Source organism: Desulfovermiculus halophilus DSM 18834 (assembly GCF_000620765.1).
Lineage (GTDB): Bacteria > Desulfobacterota > Desulfovibrionia > Desulfovibrionales > Desulfothermaceae > Desulfovermiculus > Desulfovermiculus halophilus.
Map to the genome: position 1 here is coordinate 38,240 of NZ_JIAK01000021.1, position 14,599 is coordinate 52,838.

Below are 14,599 nucleotides of genomic sequence, written 5' to 3' on the forward strand. Positions count from 1 at the left end.
TTCTTAGCTTCTGGGGACCTCGAATCCCTGCTTGGCCATCTCTTCCCGGACCTTGTCCTGGGTCTTCAAGTACTCGGCATTGGTGATCTTCTTGGTCTTTAGATCGTAGACCTGGGAGAAGTTGTAGCCGGGTACGGGCTCCTTGATCGTGTTCTCGTACTTGGCAAAGAAGGCCTGGGCCAGGGGCTCGGCATCCTTGCGGGTCAGCTTGTACGCGGCCAGGCCCATCTCGGCGTGGAAGCGGTGGTCGTAGGGGAGCAGAGAGTCCGGATCCACGGCCTTGGCCGGATGCCCGGAAAAGATCTGCCCGCCGGCCGGGACCACGGAGAGCATATAGGCGGCCATTTCATAATGATACATCTCAGTTCCGGCCCCGCCGCCCAGATAGGGCAGGTTGACCATGGGGCGCTGCATGAACTTGGCGTTGACCTGATTGGACATGCCGATGGCCCAGAGCAGGGGCTTGGTGGAGGACATGCGCAGTGTCTGGTGCAGGGGGGCGTTGTAGTGGTAGTTGCCCCGGTAGATGAGCACGCCCATAATGATGTAGGCAGTGGCCAGGACCGCGTTTCCTTCCGCTCCTCCGGCGTATCCGCCGAAAAGTGGCGTGGATGTGGAGCCCACATTGGCGCTTATGGAGTTGAAGTAGGCCACCTTCTGCAGGGCCTCGTAGTTGACGATCATTTCGGCCAGGAAATCAACCAGGAAGCCGTCGCTGGGCTTGAGGCTGAAATGGGGGGAAGCGGCGGCGATCATGGAGACCGAGTTGGAGGCGGCGGAGATGCCGTTGATGATGGGCAGTCCGGCTCGACCGCTGCGGCGGATGGCTTCCTTGGCCAGGATCACTGTCTTGATGGCCGAGAGCAGCTCCTGGGGGGAGCGGACCCGGGCATCCTTGCCCCGCATGTGCAGAATGGAGGGTACGCTGACTGAATCGACGATATCTATCCCGGCCATGCCTTCTACAATATCGATGTAGATCTGTTCGTCAGTGGTGTAGATTCCGCCGCCGACGTGGATCCAGGGCCTGGTTTCCGTGTCGTCCAGTCTGCGTCCGGTCATGGCCTTGCGTTCCCGGCCTTCGCCGAACCAGGCGCTCGTGGGGGCCTGCTCCACCGCCTGCAGAACCTCTTCCTTGGAGAACTGCATGATCCTGTTCGTGTCCGGGCAGTAGGCCCCGGCCTCGGCGATGAGGTCCACGGCGGCCTCGAAAACACGGTCGATGAGATCGTCATCGGTGTTCACAATGGTCTGCTTGTCCCATTTCACTCCGTGACGCTTGATCACTTCCTGGATCTTGGGCACGAAGTGTTTCATGAAATAATCCATATCCTTCATCAGCGGACCTTGGTCCGCCCGGTCGAAAACCTCTATAAGATCGAGCATGATGGGTTCCTCCCTGTTTTTGTCGATATAAATGAGAGCAAAAAGTTGTCTACTTTTTGCGCGTTGCATTCAGCTGCGCAGGAAATGCATTCCCGCTTGCTTCATGCGCGAGTCCCGCTATAAGCGGGATAAAGGACCTTTCGCATCCGTTAGTAAGGCCGACTCCCTGAACTTCAGGGGGCATGTTCCGCAATTGCTCATTCTCTCCGCTCCATTCAACCAATCCGAGCTGGGGGAACAACGCCGGCGTCTTGCATTCTGGGTGCAGGCCCTCTTGTCTCTTGGTTCACTACTGAACCAGCTTCTTGGCTTCCTTTACGGCACCGAAAGCGGTTTCCGAATACGCGTCGGCCTTGATTTCCTGCACCCAATCCGGAGTCACCGCTCCGCCGCCGACCATGATCTTGTACTTGTCCCGCTTGCCCTGCTCATTGAGGGCCTCGATCATGTCCCTCTGGCCGACCAGGGTGGTGGTCAGAAGGGCTGACATGGCAATGATGTCTGCGTCGGTTTGCTCCGCCTTGTCGATAAAGCTGAAGGGATCCACGTCCACGCCCAGATCATGCACTGTAAACCCGGACGTTTCCAGGAGGACCTTGAAGATGTTCTTGCCGATATAGTGCATATCACCCTTGACCGTGCCGATGACAACGGTGCCGATCTTTTTGGAGCTGCCGCCCATTTCCTCAATCTTGGGCTGAATTATCTCCATGGCAGCCTGAAATATGTTCGCTGCCTGCATCATTTCCGGCAGAAACTTTTCCTCGCTTTCAAACTCGTCGCCGACTTGTTGCATCCCGGGGAGCAGGCCCTGCTCAATGAGCTGCTGGGGATCCGCATTCTCTTCGATCCCCTGCTTGCTCAGAGCCAGAACTTCATCCTCGTTCAGGTCCACCAGGGCCTGGGTCAATTTGCCAAACAGTTCTTGGGTGTCCATGGGTCGCCTCCTTCTCTTGGGTACATAATAAAACACAACGTACAAGCCGTGCCGTCCAGTCGGCCGCAACGCAATGGGCCGGGCTGGCTCAAGATCTGCATCTCACAATCGAGATGCTGATGCAGGCACGGAGCTGGCCTCAAATACTTTGGGACGTAATATGGTCTAAAACCGATCGCAGACCGGCATACAGAGTGGGCAGGGGAATCTGGCTTTCGCTCTGCTCAATGGCCCAGCGGAGCTTGACCTCCACCGGATCGGGGAGGTTTTGAATCAACTGCTGTCCCTTGTCCGTCAGATGGATATCCATGATTCGCCGGTCTCTCTGCCGGGTCCGGTTGATCAACCCCTTGGTCTCCAGACGGTCAATGATTCCGGTCATATTGGACGGAGTAACATACAGCCGCTTGCTGAGCGCTATTGCCGACTGCGGACCGTCAACAAGCAGCAAGCGAAGGATGGCGCCCTGATTTTCCGTGATCCCATACTGCTGATAGGATTTCCGCGATTGCCTGGCCTGCATGTCAATCGCCCGGGCAAGCTCGTGTACTGTTTGCGCAGTCAGCTTGATCCAATCCGTTGAAGGCATGCCGTTCGATGGAGAGATGGGCAAAGCCACGATGCATCCTCCTTGGAAGCCTGCCGGGAACCTGGGATCCGGAGCAAGGTACGTCCGTGCGCAGGCTTGTTTCCCTGCAAGTAAATATTTGAATTGAGATATTACAGGTTTCAATTATCGAAGTCAAGATCATATAAAGCACAACATTTAAAATTTCAATTATAAGCCCAAAACAAGCACAGTCAGGATCTTTTGGAGTATGCTTACAGGTGTGTACGCGCGGTCAGTGCAGGGGGGGCAAAATCACAATCTTTGTGCGGTTCTTGGAGGTGGCCTGAGGATGGGAGAGGTTTGCCCTATGCCTGTGTGCCACACAGGCATAGGGCAAACTCATAGGTATGAAGCTTTACTTTCTGGGGCTAAGAGTCTTTTTTTGTTCTTCGCCGCAGCCTGTGGATTTTTGGAGTTTGCCATCTCTTCTGTGTGCCCACTTTCGGCCCGGTATTTTCTAAGTCCCGCCAAAGGGGGATCCCTGCCCCCACCCGGCACTCACATGCTGGACATTATTTTCAGATGGACTGAGCATATCATGCATGTGAGTGCCGGGTGGCGGGACCAAGAAAATGTGCGGGCCTGCCGCTCAAGGCACACAGAAGAGACGGCAAACTCTTATGCTTGCAATTGCACTTCCTGTGTCGAAGAGCCTTTTTTTGTGGGAGGCAGGCGGAGAAATCAGATGATGGTCCCCTCCGGTTCAGGATATTGGGCAAGGTGGTCATGGACTGCAGCGCCCAGCCAGTTGATGACCGACCCGAGGTGGCGCATGTTGACGATCCCAGCCTGGTCCTTGGACACCTCGCCTTTGTCAAAGCCGTATCCCATGTTCCAATACGTCGATCCGGGTACGATCATCTGGGACATCAAAAACATATGATTGATAGTGTCGAATACGTGGGTGGCCCCGGCCCGGCGAACCGCAGTCACGGCTGCCCCGATCTTCCCCCGGAAGGGGACCCCGTTGGCTTGGCTGACCAGTCCGGAACGGTCCAGCAGTGCCTTGAGCTCGGCAGTGACATCCGTGAAGTAGGTAGGGGAGCCGAGGATGATGGCCTGGGCCTGAAGCATCTTGGCCATGACCTCGTTGAAGATGTCGGTCTGTATTGAGCATTGGTTGTCCTTGTTCTCAAAACACTGGTAGCAGGCAATGCATCCCCTGATGTCTTTGCCGCCGACCTGGACAAGCTCTGTCTCCCATCCGGCACGGGTGAGCGGGGTGAGGACCTCCTGCAGGAGCAGTGCTGTATTCCCGTCTTTTCGCGGGCTTCCATTGATAGCCAGTGCATACATAGTGTTTCGCCTCCTGTGATGATACGTTATCCGCGAAAGCGCATCCTATGCAAAATATCCTGCTCATAGCAACAGCGATTTGCCTTGAGCGCCCCGGGGCGCCCCTCTTATTGCATAGGGGCGGACAGGCTCCTTGTTTTAGGACCATATCATTGATTTGGTTCTTCACCGTAGCCTGTGGATTTTTGGAGTTTGCCATCTCTTCTGTGTGCCCACTTTCTGTGCCGAAGAGCCTTCTTTTTTATCCAGCCTTCTGTCTGGTGACTCCAAGGTAGATGGCGGTCAGGGCCAGGCAGGCTCCGAGCATTTCAACCAGGCCGGTGGGGCGGGCAAAGAAGAGGATGTCCCAGATAAAGGCCAGGGACGGCTGCAGGAGAATAATCAGCCCGGCCAAACAGACCTGGACCCGGGGCAGGGCGGTGGAGATCAGAATCCAGCCCACCATCTGGGAGAAGAAGCCGTATCCGAGCAGGGCGGCCAGGCTGGTTCGGTCCGGGATGAAAAAGGACTCTCCCGCCAGCTGGAGCTGAATACCCATGATAAGGGCGGTGGCCATGGAGACAAGTCCCATGTTGACCACGACTCCGCCAAAAGACTGCCGGGTTTGCAGAAGGCGGACCAGGAGAAGGTAGGAGGCATAGGCCACTGCAGTGAGCAGGCCGAAAACGACCCCCCAGCGCCAGGCCGGCCCGAAGGTGGTCCAGCCGGGACTGACCAGCAGAAGCAGTCCGCCGACGGCCAGGCAGACAGCAAGCACGAACCGGAAGGTCAGTCGCTCCGAGAACAGGATCAGACCGGCTGCGGCCATAATAAAGACTTGAAAGTTGGAGAGCACAGTGGCCAGGCCGGGGCCGACGCCGTGGATGCTTTTGTGCCACCAGGTAAGGTTCAGGGCAAAGACAACTCCACAAATAAGAGCGATAGAAACGTTTCTGCGGATCAGCTTCCGGAAAAAGCCTTGGGTCAAGGCAAAAAGGAGCAGGAAGCCGCCGCCGAAGAGCACCCGGTAGAATCCGGCTGTAATCGGGCCCACGGCAGCCAGCTTGACGAATACGGCTGAAAAGCTGATCAGGACCGCCCCAATGGTCAGGGTGAGGACAGCCTTCCAATCCACAAGCGAGGGGGTATGCATAGGGTTACAAGCTCCTGGTGTTCCGGGGACAAAGTATGCCCTATGCCTCAAATCCCGTCCCAAGTAAAGAACACAGGGGCCCGAGCCTACCCATTATCCTCAAAGCGGGTGAAGCGCTTTTCTCCGTTGACTTGACAGGCGCGGCCCAGCCCCATGTGCCTTAACACGGCGAAGTTGGCTGCGAACTCCTGGCTGTCGATTCCCAGCCGGGAGCATATCTCCTCCTGGGTCAAAGGCCCATGGGCAGTGATTGCGTCCAGGATCCTGCGCTGGGTATCCGTGAGGTCGCTTTCCTGGGTCGAGGTGTTCTGTGCCGAGTACACGGCCCAGGGGTCGCAGGCCTGGGGCTTGGCCACCAGGTCAAGGTAGCAATCCTCGCACAGTGTCTGGTCCGCGTAGACATATGCTTCATTCTCCGGAATAGCTGCATTGCATTTTGCGCAGTTCATAGAGATCTCCATGGTTGCTTGCTGGATGACATGCGTGTGTTGACAACACCAACAGTAACTAAACACAATCAGATTTCTGTCAACCTGGCCGCTGGAGCGCTGAGCTTGAACAAGCCGCTCAAGCCGGGAGCATGAATGAATATGTGGGAGAGGATACAATGGGACTGGAAGTCTCTGTTGACCATGTCCGTTGTTCGGGGTGCGGCAGCTGTATTGAGCTGTGCCCCGAGATCTTTGCCTGGGATGAGGCCGGGGAAAAGGCTGTGATTCGCCAGGATGGGGCAGGGGAGTGTGCCGAGCTTGACGCAGCGGTGATCATCTGCCCTCAGGACTGTATCACGGTGCACCGGGGAGCAGCCGGGTGACGGTCACCTCCTGATCAGACATGGGCGATGTCGCCCGGCAGGTCAAAATCTACCCCGCTGCTGTGACCGGAAACGAGGAGGCAAAGCGTTGGACCTGCTCCTGGATCTGGCTCAACACGGTCTGGTTGGCATGAGAACTCAGGGCGGCCTGGATCCAGTAGGCGATTGTGTCCATGTCGCTTTCGGTCATCCCCCTGGTGCTGACCAGAGGGGTGCCGATACGGATGCCGGATGTGACCGTCGGCGGAGCCGGGTCGAAAGGGATGGCATTCTTATTCACCGTGATCCCGACCTGATCCAGGATGCGTTCCGCTTCCTGGCCGGTCAGCTCGTGGTCTCGAAGATCAATGAGCAGGAGGTGGTTGTCCGTTCCACCGGTGAGCATGGAGAATCCGGCCTGCTCCAGGCTGCGGCCCAGGGCTTTGGCGTTGGCTATGATCCGGCCCTGATAGTTATGAAACTCCTGGCCCTTGGCCTCTTCGAAGGCCACAGCCTTGGCTGCGATGACATGCATCAACGGACCGCCCTGCATGCCGGGGAAGATCTTGGAATTGAGGGTCCGGCCATACTCGCTGGAGCTGAGGATGAACCCTCCCCGTGGGCCGCGCATAGTCTTGTGGCTGGTGGAGGTCACGAAATGGGCCTGTCCAATCGGGGACGGGTGCAGGCCGGCAGCGACCAGTCCGGCAATATGGGCCATATCAGCCATAAGCAGAGCCCCTGACTCATCGGCAATGGCCCGAAAGGCTTGAAAATCTATCTTTCGCGGGTATGTGCTTGCCCCAGCGATGATCAGCTTCGGCTGGTGCGTCAGAGCAAGGCGGCGGATCTGCTCATAATCCAGGGTGTGGGTCTCTGGATCCACTCCATAGGTGACAGTATTATACATCATTCCGGAAAAGTTGACTTTGCTCCCATGGGTCAGGTGGCCGCCATGGGCCAGGTCCATCCCCAAGACCGTATCGCCGGGCTTGATGGCCGCGAAATAGACCGCCATATTGGCCTGGGAGCCGGAATGGGGCTGGACGTTTGCGTATTCAGCCCCAAAAAGGGCACAGGCCCGCTCTTTGGCCAGGGTCTCCACCACGTCCACATTGACGCATCCGCCGTAGTAGCGTCGACCGGGGTAGCCCTCGGCATACTTGTGAGTCAGGCAGCTTCCAGTCGCCTCGCGTACGGCAGCAGAGGTCAGGTTTTCCGAGGCAATGAGGTCAATGGTCTGCAGCTGCCTCTTTTCCTCTGTGGCGATGGCCTGCCAGATTTCAGGGTCACTATGCTTTAAGCTGTGTGTACTCATAATAGACAGTATATTCTGCGGTTCAGGTTCGATGTTCAGCGAGAGCTGAAACCATGATGGCTGGATGGCACCGGTGTCGACGAGCCATAAAACCCGTGGACAAAAAAATGGAGGTTCTTCGACGCAGCCAGTGGATCTTTGGAGTTTGCCATCTCTTCTGTGTGCCCACTTTCGGCCCGGTATTTTCTAAGCCCCGCCAAAGGGGGATCACTGCCCCCTCCAGGCACTCACATGATGGACATTGCCTTCAGATGGACTAAGCATATCATGCATGTGAGTGCCTGGTTTCCCCCTTTTGGCGGGACCAAGAAAATGTGCGGGCCTGCCGCTTACGGCACACAGAAGAGACGGCAAACTCTTATGCATGCAATTCCACTTCCTGTGTCGACGAGCCAAAATGGAGGATTGCCGTTGTCTGGGAAGGGATTTTTCTCCTGAGAAACGGCGCATTGATACGGTGTTTCCACTGAGGACTGGGTCTAGATCAGAACCCGACTTCTGTCAAACTGTTTGTGGAAAGAGTATCTTGTAAGTGTATGGAATAGTGGGCTTAATTTTATAATTTGCCAAAATTGTCCACCGTAGTTTATTATATCCAAAAAATAATTGGGGTGTTTTTGCAAAATGCATATTTTTGATTCTTCGACGTAGCCTGTGGATTTTTGGAGTTTGCCATCTCTTCTGTGTGCCCACTTTCGGCCCGGTATTTTCTAACTCCCGCCAAAGGGGGATCCTGCCCCCTCCAGGCACTCACATGATGGACATTGCCTTCAGATGGACTGAGCATATCATGCATGTGAGTGCCTGGTGGCGGGACCAAGAAAATGTGCGGGCCTGCCGCTTACGGCACACAGAAGAGACGGCAAACTCTTATGTATGCAATTTCACTTTCTGTGTCGAAGAGCCATATTTTTCTGGCAGGGACAGTGGCTACTCTTGGGTCTTAGCCGAGGAGTCGAACCCGATTTTGTCGAAGATTTTTTGCTTGATCTGGGCGTCAAAAGCCTTCCACTTAACCTGTCTGTATTCCTCGCCTTTTCCCTGGGCCAAGAAGTCGACCGGAATCTGAAATCCTCCGGCCGAATGCTTTCCTCCGCCGTATGGAGATCCGGATGCATCATGTCCCAGGGCCCCTTTCAGGAAGTTGTCCGGATCCAGGGTCAGCTTGGAGGTCCGCAGGGATCCGATTATGGACTCCTGCTGGTCCGCGCCTTGAACCAGGCCGTAGACAATAGCAGTATGCACATTTTCTTCGGTAACCAGAAAGTCGGCCGCCTGGGGAATGGCGTCCCGGTCGTCGCTGCGCAGGTAGCCGATTCCGGCAATGGAAACGCTTTCGGCGATGACCCGTTCTTCCAGTGCTTTTTGGATGATCTCCATTGTTTTTTTCGATCTGGCCTGGTTCATGATCTGCTCCAGAATGTCGGCGTCTCGATAGCGGCTCAAGAAGGCGGCTGCATAAAAATCCTCCGGTCCGGCCCGCATAAAGTTGTTGGTGTCCGTGATGACCCCGTGCATCAGAGCAGTGGCCATTTTCATATGTTCCTCAGCTCCGGAATCCAGTTCCAGGATGCCCTGTTCCAGGTATTGGGCGTACATGGTGGCGGTGGCCCCGATGCTTCGTATATCGCAGAACTCTGCGTTGGGGGTGGATTGGGGTTCATGGTGGTCTAAGACTATCAGGATCGGGACCCCGGCCTTTTCCAAGGCCTTGGTCAGCTGTCTGGCTGTTGTGCCCTGATGATCGACGAACACAGCGCCGGAGTAGACGCTCATGTCCATGGACCGGTCGAAGTGAAGGAGAGAGATGCCCAGAAGATTGACCAGGGCCAGGTTCTGCTGGTGGCTGATGCTGCCGCTGTACACAATATCAGCTTCTATATCGTAGGCCGTGCTGATCAGCTGATGCGCATAGGCGGCGGAAATTGCATCCGGATCAGGAAAGTCCTGGATAACAATCACATGGCGCTCGCCTTTGTGGTTGTCCAGGATCTGGCTCAGCTTCTGGATGAGCTTCTTGGCGGACGTTGATCTTGCGCTGTCGGATTTGGACGGCTGGGTCATGCAGGATCCTTGCTTTCAGGAGAGGCTGTGTGGAAAAGAGGTGTTCATTTTCAAAGACATATTCTACTCTGGAGGAAGATTCAAGGTCAAGAAGAGCTGGCCCCGATTTCCGAGGAGGTGAGATATGGCTGAGATTCTGGACAAAGCTTCGGAAAAGACCGGATTGCCGCCAGGCAGCTTGATCCACATCGGTGAGCATGCCATTTCAGCAAGCAGTATTTCGGCATTTGTTTACGATTTTGAGCAGTGCACGCATCATCAGGATATTACGGTTGAGGAAAGCGCAGACCTGATCCTGCCGGGACAGGTATCCTGGATCAATATAATCGGGGTGCACGATACGGAGCTTATTGCCGAGGTGGGCGCCTTGTTCGGCTTGCACCACCTCTTGCTTGAAGATCTTATGCATACTGGGCAAAGGCCCAAAATCGAGGAGTATGAACAGACACTGTTCGTTGTGCTCAAAATGCTGACCTACAATGAGAGCAGGAATGCGGTTCAAGAGGAGCAGATCAGCCTGATCCTCGGAAATGACTGGGTCCTGTCCTTTCAGGAGCGGGAAGGCGATGTCTTCGATCCGGTTCGGCACCGGATAGCCAACACTAAGGGGAAAATCAGGAAGATGGGCAATGACTATCTGGCCTATGCCCTGGTGGATACGGTGGTCGATCATTACTTCGGGGTTCTGGAGCATATCGGGGATAAGATCGAAGATCTTCAGGACTCGATCTTGGAGCGGCCGAATCCGGAAGTTCTGCAGACCCTTCACGAGGCAAAGCAGGAGCTCATTTTTGTCCGGCATTCCATTTGGCCCCTGCGGGACTCTTTGCGCGAAGTTGTCCGGGGCGAGTTCGCACAGGTTTCGGAACAGGTGGAAGTCTATTTTCGGGATGTCCTCGATCATATCCACCAGGTCCTGGATGCACTCGAGAGCTACAGGGATGTACTCTCCGGAACCCTGGATATATACATTTCCCTGCTTAGCCGGCAGATGAACCAGGTAATGAAGGTGTTGACCGTTATTGCCACCTTGTTCATTCCCTTGACTTTTGTCGTCGGCATTTATGGGATGAACTTCGAGTATATGCCTGAGCTTTCCTGGCGGTACGGATATCCGGCAGTCTGGGGAGGGATGATCGGACTTGCAGGGGGAATGCTCTATCAGTTCAAAAAGCGGGGTTGGTTCTGACAAGGATTGGGATATGACAACAGGTTTTGATTTGGGCAGTGTCCCACTTTTTCAGGGGTTGCCACAGAAGCAGCTTCACGAGCTGGAAGAGGTGAGCCAGGAGGTGGGGTTTGACAAAAATCAGGTCATTTTCAGCCAGGAAGATCCAGGCAATGGATTTTACGTGCTTATCAGCGGAAGGGTGAAGGTCTACAAGCTGTCCCTGGACGGACGGGAGCAGATACTGCATGTTTTCGGCCCCGGAGAGCCCATAGGGGAAGTGCCGGTTTTTGCCGGAGATACCTTCCCGGCTCATGCTCTGGCCCTGGAGCCGACCAGGCTTCTGTTTTTTCCCCGGGAGCGTCTGCGGACCTTGTTTGAACAGGATCCCTCCCTGGCCCTGAACATGCTGGCTGTCCTGGCCCGACGTTTGCGCGAGTTCACCCGTCTGGTCGAGGACCTGTCCCTCAAAGAGCTGCCCAGTCGCCTGGCTTCCTACCTGGCCCAGCTTCAGGACGCCCAGGGGGGGAGAGAGCAGGTCACCCTGGAGGTGAGCAAGGGCACGCTGGCCAAGGTCCTGGGTACCTCCCAGGAGACCCTGTCCCGGGTTTTGAAGAGAATGGGGGAGGCAGGGATCATCGAGGTGGACAAACGGCGGATAACAATTCTTCAGGACGGAGCCTTGGAGGATCTGGCGGAAGGATATATGTCTCTGGGTTGATGCGTGTCAGCCCCGCAGGAGGTCTTGCCGATAATCCTTAAAAGCCGGAAGGGGCCCGGCGGCCCCTTCCACATCCAGAGCTTACTGTTCTTTGTCTTTTGGCTGCCAACTGCAGCTTTCCTGGCGTGGGCCTCAGCCCTTGATCCCAAACTTGGGAAATACGAACTTCACGAGTCCGATCCACACGGCAATGGCGATGCCGATACCGAGCAAGGTGTTCATAGAAATCCTCCAGGTTAGAGGTCGATGTTCAGTTCCTGGCCGGTCAACAGTCTGTAGGCCTGCAGGTATTTGTCCCTGGTCTGGGCAATGACCTCCCGGGGCAGGGCCGGAGCCGGGGATGTCTTGTCCCAGTTTTCGGTCAGCCAGTCCCGAAGATACTGTTTGTCAAAGCTGGGCTGGCTGATGCCAGGCTGATACTGGTCTTGGGGCCAAAACCGGGACGAGTCAGGAGTCAGGACCTCGTCGATGAGCACCAGTGAACCGTCAATCAGCCCGAACTCGAACTTGGTATCGGCAATGATCAGTCCCCGCTCTTCAGCGTGTTGAACACCGTGTTCGTAAATCCGTATAGAAAGGTCCTGCACTCTGTCCACAAGCTCGGGATCCATTCTGGCCCTGGCCTGTTCCAGACTGATGTTTTCGTCGTGTTCACCGATATCAGCCTTGGTGGACGGGGTAAACAGGGAGCGGGGCAAGCGGGATGATTCCTGCAGACCTGCGGGAAGGTCGATGCCGCACACCTGCCCGGTCCTTTGATAGTCCTTCCAGCCGGAACCGCTCAAGAACCCGCGGACAATACACTCTATGGGCAGAGGATCGGCCCTTTTGGCCAGGACGGAACGGCCCTCCAGCTGCTCCCGGTATCGCTGCAGGTCCTTGGGGTAGTCGGAAACTGCTGCGGCTTTAATGTGGTTGGGAACCAGGGAGGCAAACTTCTGCATCCAGAAGCAGGTCAGCTGGTTCAGGACCACACCCTTGTAGGGGATGGGGTCGGGCATAATGACGTCAAAGGCCGACATGCGGTCCGTGGTGACGATGAGCAGGGTCTCCTGATCAACGGCATAGATGTCCCGGACCTTCCCTTTGGAAACCAGAGGATACTCCTGGATGGATGTTTCAGCGACTACTGGCATTTCGAAGCTGCTCCTTTACTGATTGTGGCGTATTTCTGCACTGCGGGCGTGGGCTTCCAGGCCCTCCAGCCGGGCCAAGCGGGCAACCTTATCCGCATTGCGCCGGGAATACTCCCCGGTGGCGGCAATAAGGCTGCTTTTTTTCATGAAGTTTTGAACCGATAACGCAGAGGCGAACCTGGCGGAGCCCATAGTGGGCAGGACATGGTTCGGGCCGGCGAAATAGTCTCCAAGTGGCTCCGGGGTGTAGTGACCCAGAAAAATAGCCCCGGCATTCCTGATATGGCTCAGGCAGGACCAGGGATCATCCAGACAGAGCTCAAGGTGTTCTGGGGCCAGGGCATTGATCAGCTGAATCCCTGTACGCAGGTCCGGAACCTGGATCAAACCTCCCCATTGAGAGAGTGCGGACGCGGCGACGTCCTGCCGGGGCAGCTGGTGCAGCTGTTTCTTCAAGGCCTCCCGGGTCTTTTCCAATACTGCGGAGTCAGGGCTGATGAGCATTGCGGAGGCCTGGGCATCGTGTTCAGCCTGGGACAGGAGATCAGCTGCCAGCCATTCCGAGCGGGCCGTGCCGTCGGCCAGAACGGCGATCTCGCTGGGGCCGGCGATGAGATCGATCCCCACCCGGCCGGCCAGCATCCGCTTGGCTGTGGTCACAAAAATGTTTCCTGGTCCGGTGACAATCTCAACCCGGGGGATGGATTCCGTGCCGTAGCCCAGGGCGGCTACGGCCCAGGCGCTGCCCACTGCATAGACTTCAGTCAGCCCCAAGACAGCGGCAGCAGCCAGGGTATAAGGATTTATAGTCCCGTCCTTGCGGGGAGGGGTGACTATGGCGATGCCTTCAACCTCGGCCTCCTGGGCCGGGATAGCGTTCATGAGCAGGCTGGAGATCAAAGGAGTATCTCCGGATCTGCCTCCGGGTATGTACAGGCCTGCCCGGGAAACAGGGCGGACGAGCTGTCCGGTAATCAGTCCTGGAGTGGAGTCGTCCAGCCAGGAATGCTCTTTCTGTTGCCGGTGGAAGCGCCGGATATTTGCTGCTGATTCTTCTATAAGGGCCAGATCCTGGGCCGGGACTGCATCCAGGGCTTCCTCCAGGGCGCGCAGGGGAACCTTGATCTGCGAAGGCTTGAAATCCGGACTGTCAAACTGCTGAGTATAAGATGCAAGCGCCTGATCACCAGAGGAGGAAACCTCATCCAGTATACAGCGGACCGATTGCTGAACTGACTCTTGGGGAGTGTTCCGCTCTTCCAGGTGGGCGGCGAAGCTGACCCAGTCCTGATCCGAAACGAATGTGTATCTGGGGCAGGGCATACGAAGCTTCTCTCTTCTCTGCAGGTTCATGGAACAACCGATTACCGGACTGCAAAATGTAAGATTGAACCGCCCAAATGTCCATACTGATCTTTGCTGCCAACCGGCATGCAGTGCAGACATGCTGCCGTATCAGGCATGCCGTATCTGAGCTTTTAAAATAGTCAATATTATCGGAATGATAAGAATTTAAAAAAGAAAATTTGAAATTCTTATTGACACCAGAGACCTGTTTGGATACAAATCTCTTCTTGTCGCGACGGGGAACGCCTCAGTCGGGACAGCCGATCTTTTCCAGGTTTTTTGACGGAGCTGAGCGCGAGAGCGGTCAGTTTAAGTCGAGCGGTCAGTATTTTTTCAAGCCAAGGGTTGAAAGGATATTGACAGGAAAAGAATGTTCAGATAGGCTTTATGTCTTCTGGACGCAAGGTCTTTGACAATTAAATAGTGAGTTGGGTGATAGAGAATAGCCAGCAATCCTGAAGGCTAACTAGCCGGAAGGAATTCGCGTTTTTAACATGAGAGTTTGATCCTGGCTCAGAATGAACGCTGGCGGCGTGCCTAACACATGCAAGTCGAGCGAGAAATCATGCTTCGGCGTGAGAGTACAGCGGCGGACGGGTGAGTAACGCGTGGATAACCTACCCGGAGATCTGGGATAACCCTGCGAAAGCGGGGCTAATACCGGATGTGTCCGGCACTCACTTTACGATGC

At 55.7% G+C, this 14,599-nt stretch carries 13 protein-coding genes and 1 rRNA gene; 4 read left to right on the forward strand and 10 right to left on the reverse strand.

From position 1 onward, the window contains the following. Nucleotides 1–3: 3 nt before the first annotated feature. The 6 genes from N902_RS0110645 to N902_RS0110670 all read right to left on the reverse strand — a co-directional run bounded on the left by N902_RS0110645 (nucleotide 4) and on the right by N902_RS0110670 (nucleotide 5,810). Complete coding sequence (locus tag N902_RS0110645; protein ID WP_027370922.1) at nucleotides 4–1,386, reverse strand: monomethylamine:corrinoid methyltransferase; 1,383 nt, start codon at nucleotides 1,384–1,386, stop codon at nucleotides 4–6. Between the two features lie 289 nt (nucleotides 1,387–1,675). Next, a complete protein-coding gene (locus N902_RS0110650) occupies nucleotides 1,676–2,323 on the reverse strand; it encodes a cobalamin B12-binding domain-containing protein (protein WP_027370923.1) in 648 nt (215 codons plus the stop codon). Between the two features lie 139 nt (nucleotides 2,324–2,462). Then, entirely contained in the window at nucleotides 2,463–2,942 is a 480-nt protein-coding gene (locus tag N902_RS17460; RefSeq protein WP_051564514.1) for a MarR family transcriptional regulator, read from the reverse strand. Nucleotides 2,943–3,614: 672 nt separating this feature from the next. Then, the gene (locus N902_RS0110660; RefSeq protein ID WP_027370924.1) at nucleotides 3,615–4,229 is read right to left on the reverse strand and encodes a flavodoxin family protein; all 615 of its coding nucleotides are present in this window, start codon (nucleotides 4,227–4,229) and stop codon (nucleotides 3,615–3,617) included. Between the two features lie 241 nt (nucleotides 4,230–4,470). Continuing rightward, complete coding sequence (locus N902_RS0110665; protein WP_034622533.1) at nucleotides 4,471–5,361, reverse strand: DMT family transporter; 891 nt, start codon at nucleotides 5,359–5,361, stop codon at nucleotides 4,471–4,473. Nucleotides 5,362–5,447: 86 nt separating this feature from the next. Beyond that, nucleotides 5,448–5,810, reverse strand: coding sequence for a MarR family transcriptional regulator (locus tag N902_RS0110670; RefSeq protein ID WP_027370926.1), 363 nt, complete (start codon nucleotides 5,808–5,810; stop codon nucleotides 5,448–5,450). 131 nt (nucleotides 5,811–5,941) lie between these two features. On the opposite strand from N902_RS0110670, the gene N902_RS0110675 reads away from it, so the two are divergent. Further along, complete coding sequence (locus N902_RS0110675; RefSeq protein ID WP_051564515.1) at nucleotides 5,942–6,175, forward strand: ferredoxin; 234 nt, start codon at nucleotides 5,942–5,944, stop codon at nucleotides 6,173–6,175. 49 nt (nucleotides 6,176–6,224) lie between these two features. Here the strand turns inward: N902_RS0110675 and N902_RS0110680 are convergent, their stop codons facing one another. Together N902_RS0110680 and N902_RS17465 are read right to left on the reverse strand one after the other, a co-directional pair. Next, entirely contained in the window at nucleotides 6,225–7,472 is a 1,248-nt protein-coding gene (locus tag N902_RS0110680) for a serine hydroxymethyltransferase (RefSeq protein WP_034622535.1), read from the reverse strand. Nucleotides 7,473–8,402: 930 nt separating this feature from the next. Further along, nucleotides 8,403–9,536 carry a DHH family phosphoesterase gene (locus tag N902_RS17465; RefSeq protein ID WP_051564516.1) on the reverse strand — a complete coding sequence of 378 codons (1,134 nt, stop codon included), beginning with the start codon at nucleotides 9,534–9,536 and terminating at the stop codon, nucleotides 8,403–8,405. A gap of 124 nt (nucleotides 9,537–9,660) precedes the next feature. Between N902_RS17465 and corA the strand changes: the two genes are divergently transcribed. Further along, complete coding sequence (gene corA, locus N902_RS0110690; protein ID WP_027370929.1) at nucleotides 9,661–10,725, forward strand: magnesium/cobalt transporter CorA; 1,065 nt, start codon at nucleotides 9,661–9,663, stop codon at nucleotides 10,723–10,725. A 13-nt stretch (nucleotides 10,726–10,738) separates the two neighbouring features. Beyond that, complete coding sequence (locus tag N902_RS0110695) at nucleotides 10,739–11,425, forward strand: Crp/Fnr family transcriptional regulator (RefSeq protein WP_027370930.1); 687 nt, start codon at nucleotides 10,739–10,741, stop codon at nucleotides 11,423–11,425. A gap of 236 nt (nucleotides 11,426–11,661) precedes the next feature. On the opposite strand, the gene N902_RS0110705 is transcribed toward N902_RS0110695, so the two are convergent. Both N902_RS0110705 and hisD read right to left on the reverse strand, forming a co-directional pair. Next, nucleotides 11,662–12,561: a phosphoribosylaminoimidazolesuccinocarboxamide synthase gene (locus tag N902_RS0110705; RefSeq protein WP_027370931.1), complete on the reverse strand. Its 900-nt coding sequence runs from the start codon at nucleotides 12,559–12,561 to the stop codon at nucleotides 11,662–11,664. Nucleotides 12,562–12,576: 15 nt separating this feature from the next. Then, nucleotides 12,577–13,884 carry a histidinol dehydrogenase gene (hisD, locus tag N902_RS0110710; protein WP_027370932.1) on the reverse strand — a complete coding sequence of 436 codons (1,308 nt, stop codon included), beginning with the start codon at nucleotides 13,882–13,884 and terminating at the stop codon, nucleotides 12,577–12,579. Between the two features lie 514 nt (nucleotides 13,885–14,398). Here hisD and N902_RS20190 point away from each other — a divergent pair. Continuing rightward, a 16S ribosomal RNA gene (locus N902_RS20190) occupies nucleotides 14,399–14,599 on the forward strand; the annotation flags it as partial.